At 26.9% G+C, this 25,543-nt stretch carries 22 protein-coding genes and 2 pseudogenes; all 24 read left to right on the forward strand.

The annotated features are described in order from the left end of the window. Positions 1–84: 84 nt before the first annotated feature. Positions 85–824: pseudogene (locus GPX08_RS08805) on the forward strand (HlyD family efflux transporter periplasmic adaptor subunit); the annotation flags it as partial. Positions 825–1,032: 208 nt separating this feature from the next. Continuing rightward, complete coding sequence (locus GPX08_RS08810) at positions 1,033–1,377, forward strand: hypothetical protein (RefSeq protein ID WP_156626440.1); 345 nt, start codon at positions 1,033–1,035, stop codon at positions 1,375–1,377. Between the two features lie 551 nt (positions 1,378–1,928). Further along, the gene (locus GPX08_RS08815) at positions 1,929–2,165 is read left to right on the forward strand and encodes a hypothetical protein (RefSeq protein ID WP_156626441.1); all 237 of its coding nucleotides are present in this window, start codon (positions 1,929–1,931) and stop codon (positions 2,163–2,165) included. Positions 2,166–2,179: 14 nt separating this feature from the next. Further along, positions 2,180–2,326, forward strand: coding sequence for a hypothetical protein (locus GPX08_RS08820; RefSeq protein WP_156626442.1), 147 nt, complete (start codon positions 2,180–2,182; stop codon positions 2,324–2,326). A gap of 520 nt (positions 2,327–2,846) precedes the next feature. Beyond that, on the forward strand, positions 2,847–3,173 hold the full coding sequence (locus GPX08_RS08825; protein ID WP_156626443.1) for a hypothetical protein: 327 nt from the start codon (positions 2,847–2,849) through the stop codon (positions 3,171–3,173). Continuing rightward, positions 3,151–3,736, forward strand: a pseudogene (locus GPX08_RS08830) (HlyD family efflux transporter periplasmic adaptor subunit). Before GPX08_RS08825 ends, GPX08_RS08830 begins: the two are co-directional and overlap by 23 nt. A gap of 214 nt (positions 3,737–3,950) precedes the next feature. Continuing rightward, positions 3,951–4,379: a hypothetical protein gene (locus tag GPX08_RS08835; protein WP_156626444.1), complete on the forward strand. Its 429-nt coding sequence runs from the start codon at positions 3,951–3,953 to the stop codon at positions 4,377–4,379. 248 nt (positions 4,380–4,627) lie between these two features. Beyond that, entirely contained in the window at positions 4,628–4,852 is a 225-nt protein-coding gene (locus GPX08_RS08840) for a hypothetical protein (protein ID WP_156626445.1), read from the forward strand. 632 nt (positions 4,853–5,484) lie between these two features. Beyond that, positions 5,485–7,014, forward strand: coding sequence for a hypothetical protein (locus GPX08_RS08845; RefSeq protein ID WP_156626446.1), 1,530 nt, complete (start codon positions 5,485–5,487; stop codon positions 7,012–7,014). After that, entirely contained in the window at positions 6,998–7,660 is a 663-nt protein-coding gene (locus GPX08_RS08850) for an ATP-binding cassette domain-containing protein (RefSeq protein WP_156626447.1), read from the forward strand. The genes GPX08_RS08845 and GPX08_RS08850 overlap by 17 nt, the downstream gene beginning before the upstream one ends. 651 nt (positions 7,661–8,311) lie before the next feature. Then, complete coding sequence (locus GPX08_RS08855; protein ID WP_156626448.1) at positions 8,312–8,815, forward strand: hypothetical protein; 504 nt, start codon at positions 8,312–8,314, stop codon at positions 8,813–8,815. Positions 8,816–9,152: 337 nt separating this feature from the next. Next, positions 9,153–9,545 (forward strand): hypothetical protein, encoded by a 393-nt coding sequence (locus GPX08_RS08860; protein ID WP_156626449.1) that lies wholly within the window; start codon positions 9,153–9,155, stop codon positions 9,543–9,545. A gap of 534 nt (positions 9,546–10,079) precedes the next feature. Further along, positions 10,080–10,250, forward strand: coding sequence for a hypothetical protein (locus tag GPX08_RS08865; protein WP_156626450.1), 171 nt, complete (start codon positions 10,080–10,082; stop codon positions 10,248–10,250). A 326-nt stretch (positions 10,251–10,576) separates the two neighbouring features. Next, a complete protein-coding gene (locus GPX08_RS08870; protein WP_156626451.1) occupies positions 10,577–11,272 on the forward strand; it encodes a hypothetical protein in 696 nt (231 codons plus the stop codon). A 146-nt stretch (positions 11,273–11,418) separates the two neighbouring features. After that, a complete protein-coding gene (locus GPX08_RS08875) occupies positions 11,419–11,640 on the forward strand; it encodes a hypothetical protein (protein ID WP_156626452.1) in 222 nt (73 codons plus the stop codon). A gap of 372 nt (positions 11,641–12,012) precedes the next feature. After that, positions 12,013–14,409 (forward strand): hypothetical protein, encoded by a 2,397-nt coding sequence (locus tag GPX08_RS08880; RefSeq protein WP_156626453.1) that lies wholly within the window; start codon positions 12,013–12,015, stop codon positions 14,407–14,409. Then, a complete protein-coding gene (locus GPX08_RS08885) occupies positions 14,409–15,332 on the forward strand; it encodes an ATP-binding cassette domain-containing protein (RefSeq protein WP_156626454.1) in 924 nt (307 codons plus the stop codon). The genes GPX08_RS08880 and GPX08_RS08885 overlap by 1 nt, the downstream gene beginning before the upstream one ends. A 15-nt stretch (positions 15,333–15,347) precedes the next feature. Then, positions 15,348–16,235, forward strand: coding sequence for an ABC transporter permease subunit (locus GPX08_RS08890; RefSeq protein ID WP_156626455.1), 888 nt, complete (start codon positions 15,348–15,350; stop codon positions 16,233–16,235). A 4-nt stretch (positions 16,236–16,239) separates the two neighbouring features. Continuing rightward, complete coding sequence (locus GPX08_RS08895; RefSeq protein ID WP_156626456.1) at positions 16,240–17,814, forward strand: pectinesterase; 1,575 nt, start codon at positions 16,240–16,242, stop codon at positions 17,812–17,814. Positions 17,815–17,826: 12 nt separating this feature from the next. After that, the gene (locus GPX08_RS08900) at positions 17,827–18,810 is read left to right on the forward strand and encodes an AAA domain-containing protein (RefSeq protein ID WP_156626457.1); all 984 of its coding nucleotides are present in this window, start codon (positions 17,827–17,829) and stop codon (positions 18,808–18,810) included. Between the two features lie 3 nt (positions 18,811–18,813). Then, positions 18,814–19,698 carry a DUF58 domain-containing protein gene (locus tag GPX08_RS08905; protein ID WP_156626458.1) on the forward strand — a complete coding sequence of 295 codons (885 nt, stop codon included), beginning with the start codon at positions 18,814–18,816 and terminating at the stop codon, positions 19,696–19,698. Positions 19,699–19,869: 171 nt separating this feature from the next. Further along, the gene (locus tag GPX08_RS08910) at positions 19,870–21,657 is read left to right on the forward strand and encodes a VWA domain-containing protein (RefSeq protein WP_156626459.1); all 1,788 of its coding nucleotides are present in this window, start codon (positions 19,870–19,872) and stop codon (positions 21,655–21,657) included. Between the two features lie 14 nt (positions 21,658–21,671). Then, the gene (locus GPX08_RS08915; RefSeq protein WP_156626460.1) at positions 21,672–24,533 is read left to right on the forward strand and encodes a VWA domain-containing protein; all 2,862 of its coding nucleotides are present in this window, start codon (positions 21,672–21,674) and stop codon (positions 24,531–24,533) included. A 459-nt stretch (positions 24,534–24,992) separates the two neighbouring features. After that, positions 24,993–25,343 carry an ArsC family transcriptional regulator gene (locus tag GPX08_RS08920; RefSeq protein ID WP_156626461.1) on the forward strand — a complete coding sequence of 117 codons (351 nt, stop codon included), beginning with the start codon at positions 24,993–24,995 and terminating at the stop codon, positions 25,341–25,343. Positions 25,344–25,543 lie beyond the last annotated feature (200 nt).

Raw genomic sequence — 25,543 nt, forward strand, 5'->3', positions numbered from 1 at the left:
TTAATTAATAGGGGGCTATCGTATTAGCTGGTAAAAAAATCCGATAACGATAGCTCTTTTTTTATATTTAAAAGAAATTCATTCAATTTGGCAGAAGAAAATGCAACTAATAGAACTAACTATTTTGATAGATATAATGAGGAAGAATAATAAGTTATCAGCAACTTATATAGCTAGAAAAGAATTTAATGTAGATAAATAATCCTTAAAAAAACAAGGCTATGATGATAAGCAAATAGAAGAGTTTGTAAAGAGTCAAAAAAATAAATCTGATGAACACTACTATAAGACTATTTCAGAATTTACAAACGAAAAAAATCAATATGAAGTTGAGTTAGCTAAATTAGTATCCCAAAAAGAAGCTTTAGATAAAGGAAAAGAGCAGTATGAAGTTGTAGCACAAAAAAGTGGAGTAATACATTTAAATACTCCATTGACATCAGGTATGGTACTTCAAGGAGGAACTTTAATAGGAACTATAACAAGTAAGACAGAAGAATTAATAGTGGAAACTTTACTTCCTTCAAGTGACAGACCAAGAATACATTTAGGAGATGAAGTAGCTTTAGCTGTAGGTGGCTTGCTTCAATCCGAATATGGAACTATACCAGGGAAAGTAATAAGCATAGATGAAGATGCAACAATAGATAATGAAAAAGGAAATGTTTACTTTAAAGTTAAGGTTAAACCAGATAAAACATATTTAGAAGATTCTAAAGGGAAAAAGGTTAACTTTAGGTATGGTGACAGAAACAAGAGTTAAGTATGAAAAAATAACCTATATGAAGTATATTTTAGAGCTTATAGGAATTAAATTTAATTAGAAATAAAAAAGGAAACTCCTTGTTGCTTGGTTACAATGAGTAAGTTCCATGAGCCAAATCAAAGATTTGGAGTGTAACTTAAATCGCATTAAAAGAAATTTAAATATAGTAATTTTAATATACATAGCGCGCTAATTAATTAACTGTATGTTAAATATTTGCAAATACTTAAAGTTCTTTTAAAATAAATATATATGGAGGAAATGAAATGAGCGCATTTGTTTTAAGCAGAGGGTATGATTTACAATTACCAAATAGCTATGTAGAAATTGATAGAGATGAAATGGAATATGTTGATGGTGGATGGAGTGCTTATAAAGTTGGAGTAAATCTATTAAGAATTGGAGCGGCAGCATGGGGAGGATATTTACTTGTACAAGCAGGAAATATAATGTTACAAGCTGCAAGGGCTGGCATAAGTTTTTGGGGAGCAGTTGCTAAGGTTGGCTATGCAGCTAAGCAGGCATTTATCTTATTACCACTTTGGGCTAAAGTAGCAGTTGGAGTAGGTACTTCTGCAACTATTTGGGCGCTAGGCACATATGATTTTTAAAAATAAAAAAAAATATTTTAAAAAATATCCGATATATTTAATAACTCTAGGTATTGTACTAATAACTTTATTTATTTATAGAATAGGTACAACAGATATTAGTACAACTGAGCTAACATTATATGTGGCTATTATACTATTAACTATATTCTCTAAAAAAAGTTAATAATAAGTAAAAATGAAATTTAGAGTGAGTTTTTAGGAACTTGCTCTATTTTATTTAGTATCATAGGAAATAAATCTCGGTAAATTGAACGAAAATTAAATTTGCATTCAAACGAAAATAATTTTTATTAGATTGAACTGATATTAATAAATAAAAATGTACTAGTTTAGTGGTATTTACATTGTATTAAAAGAAATTTTAGTATAGTAATTTTAATATGGATAGCGCGAATTAATTGATTATTTCTTAATATTAAAAGTTTTTTTAAAATAAACATATATAATTTAGTAGACAAATGAGTATATTTTCATTAAAAACTTAATGAAGCTATAGTTAAATTTAGTGTGAAAGCCATCTTAGGAAAGTAACTAAATAAGATGTTTCTTTGAAAGAGAATGAATATACATTACAATTAGCAAATAACTATGTAGAAATAGATAGAGATGAAATGGAGTATGTTGAAGGTGGAAGTGTTAGGAAAAAGTGGTGGAACTCAACGAAATGGGTAGGAAGATATGTTGATATTATAATTATTGCAGTATCAGGTGGAAGTGGAGCATTTTCTATTTATTCTGCAAAAAATTATATAAGATCAATTATGGGAAACCAGTTACAAGAGTAATAAAAAGCAAATTAATGGGTTATGTAGGATCTGCAGTTGCAGGATTATTTACTAGTGCATTAGATATAGCACTTGTACTAGCAAGAACAAGTCTAGGTGGTATGATTGCTGATGGAATGGACAGAGTGGATGGTAGAAATGACGGATATGTATTTGCATAAAACATTATATAAGGAGTTTTAAATATGAAAATTTATAATAAATTTATGTTAGTTTCTAATATTATTATGACAATAATTTTTATGATACCTATTACAATACTATTCATAAATATTGTAAAATTGAATTTTAATTACCAGGAAATTAAATATTCATTAGCAGCCTCTATATTTGGGATAGTATATTTATTATTTTCATGGCATTTTTATAGATTACAAAAAGAATAGCTTAATATTTGGATTATAGTAGTATAGGTTTTAATATTGTTTGGTTAGAGAGAGTAAGTTTGTCGCTTAAAAACACTGAGTACTCAATAGCTATGAAGTTTAAAATTTTAAGTTTTCGATAGTGAGGAAGATTTAGAGTTATGAAAGTACTACTAGGATAAACAGGAAATTAAAGTGGCAGGCATTAGCTTGTCACTTACTTTTTATAAAGAAAAACACTAAAGGCTCAGGAGAAAAATGCGTTTGTAAGTAAAGTGTGACTTTAGGGAGAAATGCTTGAAAGGTGGAGATTTACTTGAAAGTATATAACTTAAGTGAAATTACTGATAGCAAGATACTTTTTACAACAAATGGACTTGAATCTGAGCTTCAATTAGAGAAAATAAATGCTCAAATAGATATTTTTAGTAGAAGGATAGAACTGTTAAGTTTGGCAGAAGAAAATGCAACTAATGGAACTAATTATTTTGATAGGTATAGTGAGGAAGAAAGTGAATTTTATAATAAATTATCTGCAGCTTATATAGCTAGAAAAGAGTTTAATGTAGATAAAGAATTCTTAAAAAATCAAGGTTATGATGACAAGCAAATAGAAGAGTTTGCAAAGGGTCAAAAAAAATAAATCTGATGAACACTACTATAAGACTATTTCAGAATTTACAAACGAAAAAAATCAATATGAAGTTGAGTTAGCTAAATTAGTATCTCAAAAAGAAGCTTTAGATAAAGGAAAAGAGCAATTTGAAGTTGTAGCACAAAAAAAGTGGAGTAATACATTTAAATACTCCATTGACATCAGGTATGGCACTTCAAGGAGGAACCTTAATAGGGACTATAACAAGTAAGACAGAAGAATTAATGGTAGAAACCATGCTTCCTTCAAGTGATAGACCAAGAATACACCTTGGTGATGAAGTTGCTTTAGCGGTAGGATGATTACTTCAATCTGAATATGGAACTATATCAGGGAAAGTAATAAGTATAGATGAAGATGCAACTATAGATAATGAAAAAGGAGATGTATTTTTTTAAGTTAAGGTTAAACCAGATAAAACTTATTTAGAAGATTCTAAGGGAGAAAAGGTTAACTTAACTTTGGGTATGGTTACAGAAACTAGAGTAAAGTATGAAAAAATAACCTATATGAAGTATATTTTAGAGCTTATAGGAATTAAATTTAGTTAGAAATAAAAAAGGAAGCTCCTTTTGTTGCTTGGCTCTAATGAGTAAGTTCCATGAGACAAATCAAAGATTTAGAGTGTAATTAATTTGCATTAAGAGAAATTTAAATATAGTAAAATTAATATACATAGCGCGCGAATTAATTAATTGCATGTTAAATATTTACAAATATTAAAAGTTCTTTTAAAATAAATATATATAAATGGAGGAGAAGAAAATGAGCACATTTGTATTAACAAGAGAATACGATTTACAATTACCAAATAGTTATTCAGAAATAGATAGAGATGAAATGGATTATGTTGATGGAGGCGTCGGTGTTTATTTTACACAAAGATTAGCGAATTACTTACAAGCTATGCCAAAAACAAAGTATTGGTGGGGTGTTGCTTGGGACTTCTCAGCATCTTCAGCCGATGATGCAGGAAATAAATTTTCAGATTTGGCTTTTGAGATAGGGATAAATGGAAGTTTATTGGCAGGAGCTGCTAGGATAATAACTGGAGGTTTAGGAGCTTTGTATTTTGGATTCCTTACTGGGGTTACTGGATATGCATTTTATAAAGTGTACACACAATTGAGGGATGCTAATAGTGGAGCAACTTTGAGTCTACACTCTGGAGGATTTAGGGTTAATCCATGGTAGATTTAAAAGAAATTTAAATATGAATAAATAATAGATCAATATATTATAATAGATTATATAAGATTAAGTAAATATAAGCAATAAATGGAAAGTATATACTTATTTTAAATAAAATATTTTAATATTTTTGGTCTATAATTCAATTTTTTATACAAGATTAAATATAACTACCAATAAAGTATAGTATATACTTTGTTAAATTTTTAAAACTTTAAAATATTATTATATTATAGAAGGTGGTGTTGAGTTTGATAAAAAAACATAAAATTAAAGATATAATATATGGAATAATGCCGTTGATTATAATAATGATTACACTTAGAACTGAGTATATATTAAGCAATAAAGTAGACATAAGTTCAGAAAATTTTATTATAGCATCACATATGATTCACTTATTTGTTCAAATACTATTAGTGATAGATTTATTTATGTTAGTAAAATATTGGGCAAAAGATGATCATAAAAAGTAGTATCACTAAAAATAAATGTATTAAATAAAGTTAAAGAGCATAGTAGTGAAGATAGAAAAATCATATGATAAAAAATCATAAAAGTAATAAAGGTGTTGAAAACTATAATTTTTCAGGCTGTCATTTAAAATACTTAAATTTACTTTAGTTATTAGATAAAATTGAATTGGTTAAATAAAGAGAGAATAAAAAATAAGCTTTAGATATGTTAATTTAAAGCTTTTTTTTTGCACTTTAAGCTTAATTTCTAAAATTAAGCTTAAATTTTCATATAATTATACTAATTAAGTTAAGTATAAATAGTATTTTGAGTGATAAGCATTTTTTTAACTTAATTAAAACTATATGTTTTAATTAAGTATTAAAATAAATATATAAAAATGGAAAATGATAAAATGAGTATATTTGTTTTAAAAAGAGGATATGCTTTACAATTACCAAATAGCTATGTAGAAATTGACTGCGATGAAATGGAATATGTTGATGATGGATGATGATAAATATATACATTTGGTAAAAGTTTAAGTAATTGAGTTAACTTCTTAGAATATATATAAGTCCAAGTAGAGAATGTGCTTATTCAGTTATTATATTAATGAATGATTTGAAGTTAACATAAAGAAGGAGATATTATGTTTAGTTTATGGTGTAAATTAGTTTTTGATGGAGAGGATATTAAAAGTAAAATTAAGAAATTTATTAATTTTGTTTGTATTTATATTTTACCCACAAGTATAGCTATTATTATTTCAGATAAAGTTTTAGTAATAGGTCAATATTATTTATCTGATACTATCATTAATATAATTAGTTTAAATTTACTATATAGCGGTATTATTCATATATATATTCAGAAAAATTTATTTCACTCTTTGGAAAAGGATGTAATAGTAAAGTTTGTTCCTCAGAAACTTAATATATACATAATATTAAGAATATTGATGATTTTTATAAAAATATATATGCGAGTAATAACACTATCAATACTAGCTTTTAAAGATGTTTTTACAAATTATAATTATACTTTTTATATATGCTCTATAATATTTATAGTGTCAATTATATTTTTTAATGTTATAATAGCTATTTTTTATAGATATTTATTAAGTGTAATAAATAATATAACTTGTAAAGTAATAAATTTAATTTCTTTTATTTATATTAGTACTTTATTTGTTTATCAATCGTTTATTACACCTATATGGTATTTAGAGAGTTTAGAGAGATATTTAAAAAATGACTATATAACTATAAATAAAATTCATATGAATTTTTTTCAAATTATACTTATTATGATAATATTTATGATTTCTATAATGGGTATTAAATGTTTAAAAAATTTTTTAAACATAATAGGTAGAAATTTAATTTCTATAAAAAATATAACTATAAATAATAAAAGCAATAAAATAACAAAAGTTATAGAGACTTATTGTGAAACAGTCTATTCCTTTTATTTTTCTAATATTGGGAAAAGTTTTTTTTCTAAGGATATAAAAGAAACAATAAGAGAAAATAAATATACTTTACTTTTTATTTGTTTCTATAATGTAATTAATAGTGGAAGCGTATTATTTTTCTTCCTTGCAGACAATATTAATAACATAGAAATAGCTATTATTAGTTGTAAGATATCACTAGGTATTGTGATTGTTCAAATTTTTATTAGTTATTTTTTAGGAAGGATGAGTTTTGAAAAAAATATAAATATAGATATAGATTATAAAGTTTTGAGAAACTACAATATTAAAGTAACAATAAATGAAATAATAAAAGTTAAAACAAAGGTATTATCGTCAATAGTATTTCCAAAAGTACTATCTGTTTTTAGTATTATTATTATTTCAAGTCTAATTATTTATTCTAATATCTACTTAGCTTTAATTTATTTTATATTAATGATCCAACTTTTATTTTTAAAAGAAACAATTCAGCTTTGGCTAGTAAAATCTATAAATAAGTTTAATAGTAATAAAATTATTATTGAAATTTTGAATACTACTTTAATAAGTATTGCTTTCGGGATAGTGATATATGTATATTTCTGTACAGAGAAAATTCAATTTATATATGGACAACTACTTCTATTAACAATTTTAATAAGTTTGTATTTGTTTAATTTATTTATAAATAAGGAGAAAATAAATGTTAGAAATAAATAATTTAAATTATAGTTATGATGCTAAATTAAAGGTTCTTGACAATGTCACTTTTAAAATAGAAAAAGGGAAAATATACTGCTTACTGGGTATAAATGGAGCAGGAAAAACAACATTATTTAATTGTATTACTGGATTTTTAAATAGTAATTTAGAATTAGATGAGAAGTTAATAAATGAAAAGATATTGTATATTCAAGATGAAATGAACTTGTATAGAAATCTATCTGGAAGAGAATTTATCAAATTAATATTTTCTTTAAAGGAAAAGTCATTAGATGAAGAAAATTTTAAAATACTAGTACAAGATTTAAAAATGGAAGAGAAAATTGGTGATACTATTTCAACTTATTCATTAGGAACAAAACAAAAATTAGTACTTATAATAGGATTTCTATTAAAGTATGAATATATTTTTATGGATGAACCTTTTGGAGCTATTGATTTTATAAGTGCTGAATATATTATAAATATATTACAGAAATATAGAGATGATAATAATGGAATAGTTATATCTACACACTTAATTGACATAGCTCAGGAAATAGCTGATGAAATTTTATTTATTAATAATGGTAAAATATATCAAGTAAGAAATAATTTTATTGATAGTAAGCAATTAAAGGAATGGATAAGAAAAAGGCTTTAACTTATTATATATGGTAAAACATAACTAAAAATAAAGTGTAATATATACTATGTTCAAATATTACTAGTGATAAACTTATTTATGTTAGTAAAATATTGGGCAAAAGACGATAATAAAGAGTAGTTTCACTAAAAATGAATGTATTCAATCAAGTTAAAAAGTATAGTATTGAAGATCAAAAAATCATATGACCCAAAAATGATAAAATTAACAAAGATGATGAAAACTTTAATTTTTCAATGTTGTCATTTTATATACTTAAATTTACTTTAGTTATTAGATAAGATTGAATTAGTTAAATAAAGAGCGAATAAAATGTAAGCTTTAGGGGGTAGTCTTTTACAGATTATTTTTATGCATCTAAAGTCTGTTATATAAAAATAATATTTAATTTTCATATAATTACATTAAATATGTCAGTAGGTACAAGTGGGAATATTCTATTCTCTAATGTATGGTACTTCACTTTTATTGGCAGCATTGTTTTACTACTTACTGATGCTTATTGGAGTGGTATTGATAGCAGGATAAAAAGGTAAATAAATTTAATTAATAAAGAGTATAGACATTTTCAAGTAACTGGGTTCAAAAGAATTTTGAAGAAGATTTTTTGAAATTCAATAAATAAATAGTTTTAAGGAGATTATCTTTATGCCTAAAGTGAATTGTAAAGCAGATGATTATGTTTATATTAAGGAGGATCAGCATCTGATATTCTTTAAGGATATTTACGAAAGTAATTCTTGGTTACTACTACTAATTTCGTTTCTTGAGTTGTCATTTCCAGGGCCAACAACCTTCGATGTGCCTATTTCCATTGAAGTGAAAGTAGATGATAATTCAATGATAACAATAAATAAGAATCTAGAAGTTAGCGGTTCTGAAGATTATAGATATTTTATTTTAAAATCACATTATGAAAAGTGGAGAAAGACCTATTTAATATCATACTGTATTCTTGTTGCAAGTATAGTTAGTTTGTCAGTTTTGTTTTTATATGGTTTTATTGACTCAAATTTAAATTATTTAATGGGGGTTGGATTTTCAGTAGTAGCTTTATTTAGTATTTTAAGTATAGTAAAGTTATTTAATCAATTTAAAAAAATTAAATTGTATGGAATTGAGGATAGAAAATTATATGTAAAAAAAGAATAACGATCAATGAAGATATAAATGAAAGAGTATTAATTAAAAATACGAAAAAAATATGTAAAATAGGTGCAGTGTGTTGTATATCAATAATTTTACTAGATAAAATCATTAAGTGTAATGCATTAGCAGTTGTAATGGAATATTTTATTATTCCCATTATAGGGTTATATTTATTAGAAAAGGAAATAAAATGGTAGAGCATAGTAAAAAGCTTTTAGGTATTTACTAATAATTCCGTTAAGGCTTATTTTTTTGCACTTAAAGGCATTAAAGTAAAAATAATTTATAGTTCATGCTATTGTTAAGTAAAAATATAATCTAATAATGGAGATATTATTTTATGGGTAAAAAAGCTGTAGTTATAGTATTTTCTATAATTCAAGGGATGTTATTTATAGTACTGTCATTATTGATAGTTCTATCATCAAAATTTAATTTTTCAATTATTCCATCAGTTCTTTGCCTTTTAACAGTCGAAATAGCATTATTAATAAATTTTTATAATTCTATTATTAGGAAAAAAGAGGTTAGAAATGAGAGTGATATCGTTGATATAAAATTAGTAGTTGTAGTATTTATTATAATGCAATGTACAATATTAATAATCTTATTATCACTAATCTTTGTTTCTATAAAATTTAATATATCACTTATACCATCTCTATATGGGCTAATAACAAGTGAAGTAATTGCAATAGTATTCTTATTTAATGGTATTTATAAAAAATTGTAAAATATATAGCAATTTAAAGGATAAAGATGTATGGACATATTGAAAATATATTTTATAATTTTTCTAATAGTTATTTGCTTTTTGAAATATTATTAATAAGTATTTCAATATTTCTAATATTAATTTTTAGAGAGTTAATAATCATTTTAATATTAATATTGAGAAATTTTGTTGTAATACAAATTATTATAATTAAAACAATAGGGCGAGTTAGGAAGTGTCTTTAAGTTTTATATAAATTAAAATAAATTGAGGAGGTAAATTATTATTAAAATCATAATTGTATTAATATTATTATCTATCATAGAAGCTAGTATGTTTACTATAGAAGAAAGATATTATAATTCGAATTTTATATGAATAACAAATAATTCCTTTAAAGTTTATTTTTGTGTATTTAAAGCCTAATTAATTTTGAAATTACTTATTTACATAGGTTCTTATATGATTATAGATGTTATTTATAGGTTAATAGTTAAAATTAGTAAAATATCTAACTTATAATGATATTTAAATATATAAAGGGGATTGAGTATGAGTAAAAAGATTATTTTCCTTGTAGCAATAATAATTTTATTAATGATTCTAAATGATATATTTGCAGTAATAGATTTAGTGTGGTATATACAGCTATTACCATTAGCAATACTTATACTAATTTCAGTAATATTGAAAGTTAAGGATTTAATAAGTAAATCTAATTAGAATATGAAGATGAAATTGGAAGAAGAATTAAAATAAAATACTTAAATAAATATTATTAATTAATAAAAGAGAAGAGAGGATTTAGAACATGGATATAGATTTCTATTCTAAAATTATTGATTTAGCTTTAATATCATTTCCGTATTTAGCTTATAATCTTGTGAGAAGATATAAGTTTAAATTAATAATAATTACAATGCTCTTTATTTCTATAATTTATTTTTTATCTTCTATTTATTTAGAAAGAATCAATTATACCTATAATATTTTACATAATTTATGAGTTCAGAATAGTGAAAAGAAAAAGGTTAAATAGGGGAAAGAGCATGCATCAGTTTGATTGGATTTTTCAAGGAGGCTCTATAGGGAGTATTTTTAAGAGGTTAGGAATTTTTATCTTATTAGTAATTTTATTAGTGTTCTACTTTTTTGGAATTACATATTTAGTAGAAAATTTTATAAATTATATAAATAAGGATTACTTATTTATAGCCACTAAAGTTTTTGATAATATAATTTGCTTACTTACTCCAGCAGTAGTAATTTTAATGATTACATCTAGAATTATATTCAAAATTAAAACTAGATACGAGAAACGTAGGAGTAAAGTATTTAGTATTATTTTTTATATTATTCTTTTGGTTATAGTATTAATTTTCATAAATAGTCTAAATAAGTATACAGTTTTCTATGAAGATAAGATTGTACAGCATAATATAATCACTTCATTAGAAAAGGGATATAGTTATTCAGATATTACATCAGTAGATATAGGCATAAATTATAAAAATAGAAAACATCCAAGCTTTTATTATAAGGTTAAGCTTAATGATGAAAATACTATAAATCTTGCTAATGGAAGATTCGTTGGAAGTTATGATATTAAGGAATTAGTTGAAGTAAATAATAAAATAAAAGATGTAAAGATTACTAGGAACATAGACTCAATTTATCTAGAGGTTTACTTAGTAGATTATAATGAAGAAATAAAATCAGATTATAAATCAATATTTTTAGAATAGGTTAAGGAATTATTATTTTATTTAAAATAGATCTATTGTTTATTAAGGATTAAATCTGATATTTTAGTAGGTTCTATAAAAACATTGTGATACTTGGTAAAAAGACTGAAAGTTAATTATATGGTAATAAAGAGGAGGGGGATAATATGAAAAATAATAAAGTTTGTCCAAAGTGTAGTAGTAATAAGATTCTAAGAATAGAAGGAACAACAGGGGTATATGGAGTAGGAAATAATATTCCAGCTGGTTTTTTAAAAGGAACTGTAAATGTATCTAGATATTTATGTTGCAATTGTGGATTTATAGAAGAATGGGTAGAGGATAAGTCAGATATAGAAAAGTTAATTAAAGAGTACGGAAATAAATAATGAAAGAATGTAAGTGCTAAGGCACAATGAAAAAATGAAGAATGAAGGAGGTTTTGCATTGCAAAACCTCCTTTATTCTGAAGATATCTATATAAAATCTATGAAGATTTATACAGTGATTTTTTCATTCTTTAATTCTTTCATTTTTTCATTATTTTTGCTTTATTATATTAAGGAAATATTAAAAAATAACACTTATATAGAAAATATTACCAATATATATTAAAATGGAAAAGAGAAGAGTTTTTATATAATAAAATCAATTTAGGTAGCTTTAATAAAATAAGGAAATTTTAAGATTTTGTTAAGGTAAAGTTATATTGTTTCGTCTAGAATTAAAATATAAAGAACTGCAAATTAAGGGGGTAAATCATGAAGTCATTTTTAAAGAAGTTTATCGTAGCTTTTATGGCAATATTATTTTTTATGACATTGCCATTAATGGATATGAAGGCTAGAGCAGAAGATAAGAAAGAAAGTTTTGATGTAAGGATCAGTTCAGGAATAGAAGGAAAGTTTAGAGCTTTAAAATATATTCCTATAACTGTTGAATTTACAAGCAATGAAAAGGATTTTAAAGGAGAAGTAGAAATAAGAGTTACTGGAGATGGTACAGGAAGCTATGATGCTTATAGTAAAGAAGTTTCAACTACTCAAGGAGAAGCTAATAAGGTAGTTATACCTATTAAAATGTCAGAAGGAAGCAGTAAGATATCAGTTAACTTTGTTGAAAATGGCAAAGTATTCTATGAAAAGAAGGGCTTAGTTTCTAGTGGAAGAGTTAGTGAAGCTAATTTGCTATTAGGTGTATTGACAGATGATCAAACAGGTTTATCTTATATTGGTAGCACTAGTTTTGAACTAAATCCTGACCAAAAGGGTGGAATTGAAAAAGTTAAGCTATATGAAAATATAATTGCAGAAAATAACCTTAATATAGATGGCTTAGATGTAATAATTATCAATAATTACAATATGGCTAATTTAAAGGATGAACATTACACTACATTAAATTCCTGGATTAATAGAGGCGGATTATTAATTATAGGTGCTGGAGCAAATGAAGGTAAGACTATAAATAATATTAATAAGGACTTCCTAAATATTAAATCATCAGGAGTTAAAGAGCAAAATATTAAAGTAGTAGATGATAACTTAAACTTAATTACATCATCATTATCAGCTAATGAAGGAAAGGTTAAAGCTGGATCAAAGGAAAATCCATTAGCCTATTCTTTTAGTAGAGGCAGGGGTGAAATTATAGTATCAGCCTTTGATTTAGGTATAGAACCATTAATATCATCTAAAGATGCAAGTAAGTTTTTAAGCACTCTATTAGTAAGTAAAATTAGTGAGCTTCATAATAAAAATTATTTTGGTGGATTTTATCAAAACACATATAGAATTCAAGAGATTTCTAGTAATATTCCAATAAATAATATAGTGGGAACGACTCCATTATTAGTAGTACTTGCTATATATGCTATAGTAATTGGAATAGCTTTATATATTATATTGAAAAAGTTAAATAAAAGAGACTTAACTTGGATTATGGTACCTACAATATCAATAGTATTTGCAGTAGTTATTTACTTTATGGGTTCTTCAACTAGGGTAAATGATATTGTTTTAAATCAAAATAGCATTATTAAAGTTGATAAGAATGGTAAGGGAACTGCAAAGGGATATCTAGGTATTGGAACAAAGTATAAAGATGATGTAAAAATAGAAAAACCTGAAGATTTAACTATGAATTATTTAATTAATGATAATCACTATTATGGTGGTCCAGAAGAAAAGATAAGTAACAAATTAAGAGTTAAGACAACTTATAGTGGTAATAATTCATATTTTACTTTTGAAGACAGTGATGCTTTAGATATGAAGAGTTTTGAGATTATAGGAAAGGAACAAGTACTTCCAACTATAGAATCTTCTTTTAATATTAATGAAGGTAATTTAGTGGGTAAAGTAAAAAACACTCTAGGATATGATATAGAAAAGTTATTACTTGTTACAGGTACTAGTGTCTGGGATCTTGGAAATATAGAAAAAGATGAAGAAAAAGATATAAGTAGCAAAGCTATAGCAAGTTCTTATGGACTACAATCTTATTCAGATACATTAAGTCAAAAGTACTATGATGCTAGATGGAATGATAAGGATAACTTAAAGAGTAAAGATTATAAGAATATTTTAAGAAATGCAACTATGATAGGAGTTGCTGCAGAAGAATTAGCTTCAGATAAAGATGTTAAGTTAATTGCAATTACTAATATTCCAATGGACTATAGTGTTAATTTTGAAGGAAAGTCAATTAGTAAGTTTGACACTACAGTAATAATTCAAGATGCTGAAATTGACTTTAAAGATAAGGATGGAAATTATAATTTCCCAGAGGGATATTTCAATCCAGAATTAGAGGGTACTTCAACTAATGTTGGCGTAGATGAATATAATGGATATATTTATGGTAATGGGGAAATAGTTTTTAGATTTGATATACCTACTAATATTGAAATAGTAGATTTAAAGATAAAACAAGGTGTAGATAGGTATGGTAACGGAGCTTCTAATGCATCTGAAAAATATATTTACAATTATAGTACTGACAGTTATGAAAGAATATACATGGGTCAAGGTTATGAAAAATTGAAGAATGTTTCTGACTATGTTGAAAATAACTCAATTAAAGTTAAGTACATTGTAGATGATTTAAAAGGCCAAGAAACTTTACCAAGAATTTCTGTTAAGGGGAGGGAAAAATAATGCTAGTTATAAAGAACCTTGAGAAATCTTATGGTAACTTCAAAGCATTAAATGGAGTAAATCTAGAAATAAAAAAAGGTGAGATTTTTGGATTTATAGGACCAAATGGTGCTGGTAAAAGTACTACTATGAAGATAATTTCTGGACTTCTTTCAGCTGATAGTGGAGAAGTTTATGTAGATGGAATAGATGCAATTAAAGATAATAAAGCTTTAAAAGATAAAATAGGTTATATGCCAGACTTCTTTGGAGTTTATGATAACTTAAAGGCTATTGAATACTTAGAGTTTTATGCTTCAATATATGGAATCCTTGGAGATGAAGCTAGAGAGTTAGCTATGGATTTATTAGAATTAGTAAATCTTAAAGACAAATGGGATGCAAATGTAGATGGATTATCAAGAGGGATGAAGCAAAGACTTTGTCTTGCTAGATGTTTAGTTCATAATCCAGAACTTTTAATATTAGATGAACCTGCATCAGGGATGGATCCAAGAGCTAGATATGAAATGAAGGGTATCTTAAAGAATTTAAGAGAAATGGGAAAGACAATAATAGTATCTTCTCATATATTATCTGAACTTGGTGAAATCTGTACTAGAATAGGAATAATAAAAAATGGTTCTATAGTTTGTGAAGGAACTGTAGAAGAAGTAATGCTTATGGCATCAGGTACTGCCCCTATTAATATAACTGTAATGGAGGATCCAGATAAGGCCATTGCAGTCTTAAGAGAGATACCAGAAGTAAAGGAAATGTCTGTAGATGAAAATAAAATTACTGCATCTATAGTTGGAGGCGATAGGGAAGCTAGAGACATATTAAAAACTTTAGTTTCTAAGGATATTCCTGTTATAAGCTTTAGTAGAGCTGCAGGTAATTTAGAAGAAGTATTTATTCAAATTACTGAGGAAAATAAATAAAAGGGGGGAAGTAATATGAAAATAAATCCAGTTTTAAGAAATGAAAGTAAGCTTACTGTAAGAACACCTAGATTTACAGTAATGCTATTAATATATGTAGCTGTTTTATCTGCTGGAGCACTAATATTTTATAACTCATATAGTAGTGAAATATATGCTTCAGGAATAAATATGCAAGGGTCAATTACACTATATATAATTATGGCTGTTATTCAAGCAGTATTATTAATGTTTATAGTACCATCATTAACAGCAACTTCAATTTGTTCTGAAAGGGAAAAGCAAACTTTAGATATACTTTTATCTACTAGATTAAGTCCCCTTCAAATTATTTTAGGAAAGCTATCAGCATCTTCCTTAAAGGTAATAATGTTAGTAGTTTGTACAATACCTCTATATGCAATTTGTGGATTAATTGGAGGAGTTAAGCTTAGTAATATTTTAGCCTTAGTAGGATATTTTATAGTTTGTACTATTTTTGTTGGCTCTTTAGGTGTATTAGTATCTAGTTATTCTAAAACATCTAAGGCTGCTACAGCATTAACTTATGGATTAGTATTATTTATATTTATTGGTACATTAATTATTGCTTATGTATTACTATTTTTAAAAACTTTTAGAGGTGGATATATGGGGAATACTGTAGAACTTTCACCAATAATATATTTAAGCCCAGCAGTTGGTTTCTTTACATTATTATCAAATCAAGTTGGATTTGGAGATATGATGTATATGTCAAGTCAATCAGGAATATATCATCATTCTGAATATATATCAGTAGTGATTCAATTAGTCCTAAGTACAGTATTTATACTTTTAGCAGCTAGAAAGCTTAATCCATTAAATGAAAAGAAAATGTCTAGAAAGAAAAAGGTAAAGGCTAACAAGAAAGTAAAGGAGTAGAGCTATGAATTCTTTAAATAATGAAATAATTACCTTTATTAAAAAGGCATCAAAAAGAATTAAAGCAAACTTTATACTTGATTTAAGTGTAGTAGGTATTAAGTACCTACTATGCTTAAATTTCTTGATTTTATTGATATCATTATTTATTACTATTCCATATGTAGAGGAAGTTACTATAGGAATATTAGTAATAGGTATAATAGCAATAATTATTTATGGAGCCTTTAAAGCACCTAAAGATAAAGAGGTTGCTTTAATAGTAGATTCAAAGGGGTTAAAAGAAAGAGTTACTACTTCATTAGAGCTTATAAATCATGATGATGAAATAACAATAGCTCAGAAAAAAGATACAGTAAATTATATTAAAAACTATAATTTAAAAGAAAATTTAAAGATAAAGACAGAAAAAAAGCAAGTTCTTGTAGTTATTGCTTTATTAGCAATGTGTATATTAACAGCTTTTATTGATACTTCAGCTAAAAAAGAAGCTAATAACATAAGAGAATTTAATAAATATCAACAAGAATATATTAAAAAAGTTGAAGAAGAGAAGAAAAAAGTAGATAAGTTAGAAGATTTATCAGAAGAAGAAAAAGAAGCTATTAAAAAGATACTTGAAGATGCAAAGAAGGAATTAAAAGAAGCTGATAAAAAGCTTGATGTTAATAAGACATTAGAAAGAATGGAAAAGAAGCTTGAAGAAGCTAAGAATCAAGCAAAAGACGAGAAAAGTAAAGAAGCTATGGAAAATATGCAAAAGAATTTACTAGATAAGTTTAATAAAGATAAAGAAGAAAATGCTAAGAAAGATTTGAATAAATTAACTAATGAATTATTAAAGAAGAAGGAATCTAAAGATTTAGCTGAAGCTATATTATCAAAGGATAGCAAGGAGCTAGAGAAAGCTTTAGGAAACTTAAAGAAATCCTTAGGAAATATGAGTTCAAGTGAACTAAATAATCTATCTAAAGCTTTAGCAAGTGCAGCTGAAGGTATGGAGGATGAAAGCTTAAAAGAAGCTTTAGAATCAGCTTCAGACTCAGTTTTAGATGGTAAGCTTGATGCTGAAACCTTGAAGGAAGCATTAGAAAATGCCAAGAAGAATAGTGAAGGTAAAAAAGGCGAAGGCTCTAATAAAGGTGAAGGTTCTGGAGAAGGCGAAGGAGAAGGTTCTGGAGAAGGAGACGGATCTGGAGAGGGCGAAGGTCAAGGAGAAGGAAATGGTCAAGGACAGGGCCAAGGGAATGGTCAAGGTCAAGGAAATGGAACAGGCCAAGGCTGGAATACAGGAAGTAGCGAAGGCGAAGAAAATGATATAGATAATAAAAAGGGAGAGCAAGTTTATATTCCAGGAAGAGATACTGGCAATGATGGAAATTTAACTGGAAATAAAAATGAAGATGGTGACTCTCAAAGTATAGATTCGCAAAATGGATTTAACTTAGATGGAAGTAAAATAGATTATGATAAAGTTATTGGAGATTACACTAATAGTGCATTAGAAGGTGCAAATAATAGTAATCTTCCTGAAAGTTTTAAAGATCTTATAAAAGAATATTTCCAAGGATTAAACTAAGGGGTGAAGAAAATGGAAGTAAATGAAAAAGATATATTAGAAGTTTCTGAGAAAATTAAAAGATGTGAAGAAGAAATTTCTAAAGGGATAATAGGTCAAAAAGATATAATAAGAAATGTATTAATAGCAATATTTGCTGATGGTAATGTACTACTTGAAGGGATGCCAGGTATGGGTAAAACTCAGCTTGTTAAGACTATTGGGAAGGTTTTAAATTTAAAATTCTCAAGAATACAATTTACACCAGACTTAATGCCTGCAGACGTAGTAGGTACTAATATAGTAGTTAAGGAAGGGGATAATACCCTATTTAAGTTTGAAAAAGGTCCAGTATTTACAAACCTTCTATTAGCAGATGAAATAAATAGAGCAACACCAAAGACTCAATCTGCTTTACTTGAAGCCATGGGAGAAAAGACAGTTACTGTTGGTAAAACAACATATGAGATGTCAAAGCCTTTTATGGTTCTTGCAACACAAAATCCTATTGAGCAAGAAGGAACTTATCCATTACCAGAAGCTCAATTAGATAGATTTTTATTTAAACTTAATGTAGATTTTCCAAATCTTCAAGAATTAAAGGAAATTATGGATTTAACATTAACTAACGATAAGGTTAATTTAACTTCAGTTCTTGAAGGTGATGAAATATTAAGAATGAGAAGTATTATTAAGGAAATAAAGCTTGCTGATGCAGTTAAGGAATATGCATTAAAGCTTATACTTGCAACTCATCCAGAAATAGAAGAGGGTGCAGAAATTACTAAAAGATATGTGGAAGCTGGTGCAAGTCCAAGAGCGGCTCAAGGTATTATAAGTGGAGCTAAGGTTAGAGCAGTTATGGAAGGTAGATTAAATGTTTCCTTTGAAGATATTAAAGCTTTAGCTTATCCTATTTTAAGACATAGAATAATTCTTAACTTTGATGCTATTACAGAAGGCTTAACAGAGGAAAGTATTATAGATAAGATACTAGAAGATTTAAAGGTTGTGTAGATAATGGGGGAAAGATTATTTAATGAGGACTTCTTCAAAAAGCTAAATAAGATCAATATGCATATTAATTTAAAGCTTTCCTCTGGAACTCAGGGAGGAAGAAAGTCTAAGGCTAAGGGAGTATCTGTTGAGTTTTCTGATTATAGAGAATATGCCCCAGGAGATGACTTTAGAAGAATAGATTGGAATGCTTATGGAAGATTTGATAAGTTTTTTATTAAAGTTTTTATGGAAGAAAGAGAAGGTGTATTTAATTTCTTTATAGATAAGAGTAAATCTATGGATTATGGTGAATTAAGTAAGAAAGATACTGCCTTAAAAGTAGCTGCAGCTTTAAGTTATATTGCTTTAAATAACTTAGATAGAGTAAATATTTCAACTATGGAAAGTGGAGAAATAGAGAGTATGAAATCAGCAGCAGGTAATAAAGCCTTTAGAAGAATATTAAAGGAACTTGAAGATATTGAGTTTAATGGAAGTACTGATTTAACAAAGAGTATAAAAAGAAGACCTTTATCTCCAAGAGGTGTATCTATAGTAATATCAGATTTCCTAAATAATCAAGGTACATCTAATCTTGAAGATGCTTTAAAATACTTAGCTTTTAAGAAGCAAGATATTATATTACTTCAAATATTATCTGAAGAAGAAATTAACCCGGATTTTAATAATGAAATCACTTTTATAGATTCTGAAACTGGTGAAAATGTAAAGATGAGCATTACACCTAATATTATTAAAGAGTATAAGTCTATGCTAAAGTCATATAACAAATCTATTGAATCTTTAGCTAGAAAGTACGGTGGAAAATTTATTAGTGTAAGCTCATCAATGGAAATAGAAGATATTATTTTAGGTGAGTTTAGTAAGAAAAGAGTATTGTATTAAGGCACAATCAAATAAATAATAAACCAGTATGCTAGCCTGTTTTGTGTAATACTGCGTCAGCAAATCCTTAGATAACCACCAGTATCTGCGGCTTTACTTCCTTGTCTTACACAAAACATTCGTCGCATCTTTGGTCTATTATTTATTTTCATGTGCCTAGAGGAGGATGTTATGGGATTTACTAATTTATGGCCATTATTTTTATTAATAACTATTCCTCTTTTAGTACTACTTTATATATTGAAGAGAAAGTATAGAGAAGAGGTTATATCTTCAACCCTTTTATGGAATGAAGTATATAAAAATACTAGAGCTAATACACCTTGGGAAAAGCTTAGAAAAAATATAATGTTATTACTTCAAATAATAATACTATTATTACTTATTTTTAGTTTAATGAAACCATTTTTAAATTTTGGAGGCAAAAGCTATAAAAATATTATTTTATTAATAGATAATACAGCTAGTATGAGTGCAGAATATGGAGATGGCACAAGACTTGAAGAAGGTAAAAAACTTGCTAAGGAGTTTTTAGCTTCAACTAAGGATGATACTAATACCTATATTATTTCTTATGATGGTGATAGCAAATTACTTCAAAATGGAGATTTTAATAAAGAAATTTCAAATGAGATAATTTCAGAGATTTCTCAAAGCTATAATACTGGTGATATAAGTGAAAGCTTATCCTTCATTAAGGCTATAGGAGAAGGAATAGAAGAAGAATATGAAGTTATAGCATTTACAGATAAAGACTTTTCTTTAGGCGATGTTAATGGAAAAATAGTTTCTTTAGCAAACTCTGGAGTTAATGCTTCTATAGATAATGTTTCACATAAGTTTTTAGAAGATAAGGTAAGGGTAATAGCTACTGTTACTAATAGAGGTTCAGGAGATTATGCAGGAGACTTTTCTCTTTATGATGGTGAGGAATTGCTTTCAGTAACTTCTTTAGAACTTAAAGAAAGTGAAAGTAGAACCTTAACTTTTGATTTACCGACTATTAAATCAGAAGTTCTAAAGGGAGAGCTTTCTAGAAAAGATATGATTCTAGAAGATAATACTTATAATCATGTAGTTGGAAAGAAAAAAGTGAACAAGGTTTTAATAGTTACTGAGCAAAACTTATTCTTAGAAAAAGCCTTTAGTAGCATAGAAAATACAGAGGTATATAAAACTAATAGCACTTCAAATTTAACTAGTGCAGATAAGTATGATTTATATGTTTTTGATAATGTAACTCCAGATGTTATGCCTAGTGAAGGAAGTTTACTATTTATAAATCCATCTTCAAATGAATACTTTAATGTTATTTCTGGTGGAGAAGGTGGAGAAGCTAAAGCAGTTATAGGAGAAGTATCTAAATATTTAGAAGACACAACCTTTACTGCAGCTAAGTATAATTCTATAGAAATACCTTACTATGGAAGAGGTTTTTTAAATATAAATGAGGATTATATAGGATTTAAAGGGGAAGTAGATGGAAGAAAGATTGCAGCGTTATCCTTTGACCTTCATGATAGTGATTTCCCATTAAAGAAGGAATTCCCTATATTAGTTTATGACCTTGGAGAAAATATGATTTCTAGTGGAATGGTGTATAAGAGTAACTTTAAGGCTGGAGATAAGATTATAGCTAGAGGCATATCTTCAGAAAATAATATTGTATTAACATATCCAAATGGTGAAACCTTAGATTTAAAATCTGGGGATGAAGTTAAAGAAGATAATCAGCTTGGAGTATATAAGCTAAATGTACTAGAAGAGAAGGAATTATTTTCAGTAAACTTCCCATCAGAAAAAGAAAGCAATACTTCTATAAGTAATATAAGTGAAAGTGAGAATATAGTAAAAGCTAAAGCTGATTTAAAGAGAGGCTTAAATATTTCACCACTTTTAATACTACTTGCAATGGGAATAGTAGCTTTTGAATGGATAATGTATAAGAGAGGAAACTAGAGGAGGCAAGGAATATGAAGATTGAAATAGGAAACCTATATTTTTTAATATTAATCCCAGTAATTTTTGCCTTTATGTACTATAGCTATAAGAAATATAAGCCATGGAGTAAAAATGAAATATTTATCTTTATAAGTAGGATAGTTATTTTTACTTTATTAATATTAGCCTTTGGAAATATAACTATTAATTTAAAGGGTAGAAATATATCAACTGTATTTCTTTTAGATGTCTCTGATAGTATTGGAGATTTTGAAGAGTCAGGGAAGGATTTTATTAATACTGCTATTGAAAATATACCTTCGGGGAATAAGGCAGCAGTAGTTTTATTTGGTGATAATTCAAAAATAGATAAGGTACTAAATAAGAAGAAGACTTATAAGACATTAAATGAAAATCCTGTAACTACAGCAACTAATATTCAAGAAGCTGTAGAAAGTGCATTAAGCCTATTTGAAAGAGGTGGCTCAAAAAGGATAGTTTTAATTACTGATGGTGAAGAAAATCAAGGTGATATATTAAAATCTATACCTTTAATAAATGAGCAGAAAATAGATTTTAAGGTTTATAAGGTAAGTGGTGAAAAGGGAAATGAAGTTTATGTAGATAGTGTTAAAGTTCCAGATAATATAGCTGTTGGCGAAGAATTTTCAGTTTCAATAGATATAAGATCTAACTATGCTACAGATGCAAAACTTACTTTATTTTCTGGTAGAAACAAGGTAGGAGAACAAGAAGTAAAGATACAAAAAGGGAAAAATACCTTTGTATTTAAAGATAAGCAAGCTTCAGGGGGCTTTAAAGGATATAGAGTATTAATAGAAGCAGCAGATGATACCAATAAGGCAAATAATGAATATAGCACCTTTACTAATGTAATGGATAAACCGAATATTTTAATAATCAATGGTATTAATGGAGATTCAACAGCTCTTGAAGGAATATTATCAAATTCTGGGGCTAATATAAAGAAAATAACTGCGAGTTCTTCTCCAAGTACATTAAATGAATTATTGGAATATAAGACAATAGTATTAAATGATGTTCATAGAGATGATTTAACTAATGGATTTATGGATAATATAGAGGCCTATGTTAAGGATTATGGTGGTGGGCTTATTACCTTTGGTGGTGAAGATTCTTATGCTCTTGGAGGATATAAAGATACTTCACTAGAAAAAGTATTACCTGTATATATGGATAAGAGAGGTAAGAATGAAGTTCCTGCTATAAGTATTAACTTAATTATAGATAAATCAGGAAGTATGAGTGCCGAAGGTGGAGGAGTAAGTAAACTTACCTTAGCAAAAGAAGCTGCTATGAAGGCCTTAGAAAACTTAAGAGAAGTAGATGAAATTTCAGTAATTGCCTTTGATGATACTTATGATGTTGTTGTACCACTTCAAAAGGTGGGAGATAAGGATGAAATTAAAGAACTTATTTCTGGAATACAAATCAGAGGTGGAACTTCAATATTCCCAGCTCTGCAAAAGGGATATGAGATGCAGGTAGAAAGTTCTGCAAAGATAAAGCACACTATATTATTAACTGATGGTCAAGATGGATATAGTTTTGATAATTATGCAAGCTTACTTCAAGGATTTAATGATAATAATGTTACTTTATCTACAGTAGCTGTAGGGGAAGGTGCTAATAGTGATCTTTTAGCACAATTAGCATCAATAGGAAGAGGAAGAAGTTATTATACTGATATATATACTGATATTCCAAGAATATTTGCAAAGGAAGTATTATTATCAGCTGGAACCTATATAATTAATGAAGAATTTACACCTAAAATATTAAGTAACCATGAAATATTATCAGGTGTTAAAACTTCAGATGGAATTCCAAGCCTTTTAGGATATATAGGAACTTCTATTAAGGAAAATGCAGTTGAAATATTAAGTTCTAGCCATGATGAACCAATATTAGCTGCTATGCAATATGGAATAGGTAGGACAGTTAGTTTCACTTCAGATATAAATGGACAGTGGAGTAAGAATTATTTAGCTTGGGAATATGGACCACAGCTTATTAAAAATATGGTTTACTTTACTATTCCTAAGTATGGAGAAGATGGATATTTAAATATTACTCAAGAAGGAAATGAAGCTAAAATAGAGTTTTATAATGATAAGATATCTAAAGATGCTAAAGTTAATGGAGTATTTAATGGAGAAAATGGAGAAGAAGGAAGCTTTGAATTATCACAAGTTGAACCTGGAAAATTTGAAGCAAAAGTTCCATTATCATCATTAGGATTCTATAACTTTAGTGTAAGAGAAGAAGAAAGTGGAGAAGTAAAGAATACCTATAAGGGAGCCTTTGCCCTTCAATATTCTGATGAATATAAGTTTAATACTAATGCAGAAAAGTTAGATGTAATAGTAAAGGAAACTAAGGGTAGCTTTATAAATAAACCTGAGGAAGTCTTTGAAGGTAAGCTTGAAAGGGATTATAAGAAGATTAACTTAACTACACCACTGCTATTAATAGCAATTTTATTACTTATGCTAGATATTGCATATAGAAGATTAAACTTTAATTTAATATCCTTCTTAAATAAGAAAAAACTTAAGATAAAGAAGGATAAAAAAATAAAGGAAAAGGAAGTAGTAAAGAATAGTAAAAATAGTATTACTGAAAAAACTTCAAAATCTAATGAAGTTCCAGCTTCTAAAGTTATTTTAGAAGAAAAACAAGCAATAAGAGATAAGGCTAAAGTTGAATTAACTGAAGAGATAAAGAAGGAAGCTAAGAAAGAAAAGAGTAATAAGAAATTAAATAAAACTTCTAAGAATGAAGAGAAAAAATCTTCTTCAATAGATACTAGTGCTTTACTTAAAAAGAAAAGTGATAGAAAGAAAATATAGTAAGGGTGCTGTCGCACAATGAAAAATTAAGAATGAATAATGAAAAATTAATGAAAAAACTCCTGAAGGAGTTTTGAAATAAATTAATTTTAGTAATTCTGTAAGAGTTACATCAATAATTTTTCATTTTAAATTTGGTTTGCTTATGCGACAGATTCTACTTTATTGCTTTTAACTAAAATGATACCTATAGACTAGATACTTATAAAAAAGTGTTTAAGTCTATAGGTATTTTTTATATAATTAAGGTATTATTTTAATAGATGTAATTTAAAATCAAAAGTGAGGTGTAGTGGTGCTGCCGCACAATAGAAAATTAATAATGAATAATGAATAATGAAAAATTAATGAAAAAACTCCTAAAGGAGTTTTGAAAAGAACTTGATTTTACTAATTCTGAAATAATTACATCAATAATTATTTGTTTTTAATTTGGTTGTTTGTGCGACAGACTCAATTATGAATATACAAATATTTGGAACTAAAAAGTGTTTTGATACGAAAAAGGCTGAAAGATTTTTCAAAGAAAGAAGAATAAAGTATCAATTAATAGATATGAAGGAAAAAGGTATGAGTAAGGGAGAGTTATCATCAGTTAGAGCTGCTGTTGGTATAAATGAACTTATAAATGCTAAGGCAAAGAATTATATAAAATCTAATTTAGGGAATGTAAGAAGTGCTGAGATTAAAGAAGAGATATTATTAAAGGATCAAACTTTAATTAATACACCAATTGTTAGAAATGGAAGAAAAGCAACTGTAGGTTTTAAGGCGGAAGTTTGGGAAGAATGGATTAATGAAGGTAAATAGGTCTTTATATGAAATTGAAAAGTAAGAGTAAAAAATTAAGGAGAAAACTCCTATCTAAGTTTTTGAAAATTTTGAGGATGTAGAAAGATTTGTGTAAAAGCAAATCTACTACATCCTTTTATGTATTTTTAAGTGGTAGATTTGGAATAATATTCTTATAATTAAAAGGAGGATTCCAAATGAAAGAAATAAAAGTACCA

Origin of the sequence: Clostridium tertium (assembly GCF_902652255.1) — a bacterium.
GTDB lineage: Bacteria > Bacillota > Clostridia > Clostridiales > Clostridiaceae > Clostridium > Clostridium tertium_A.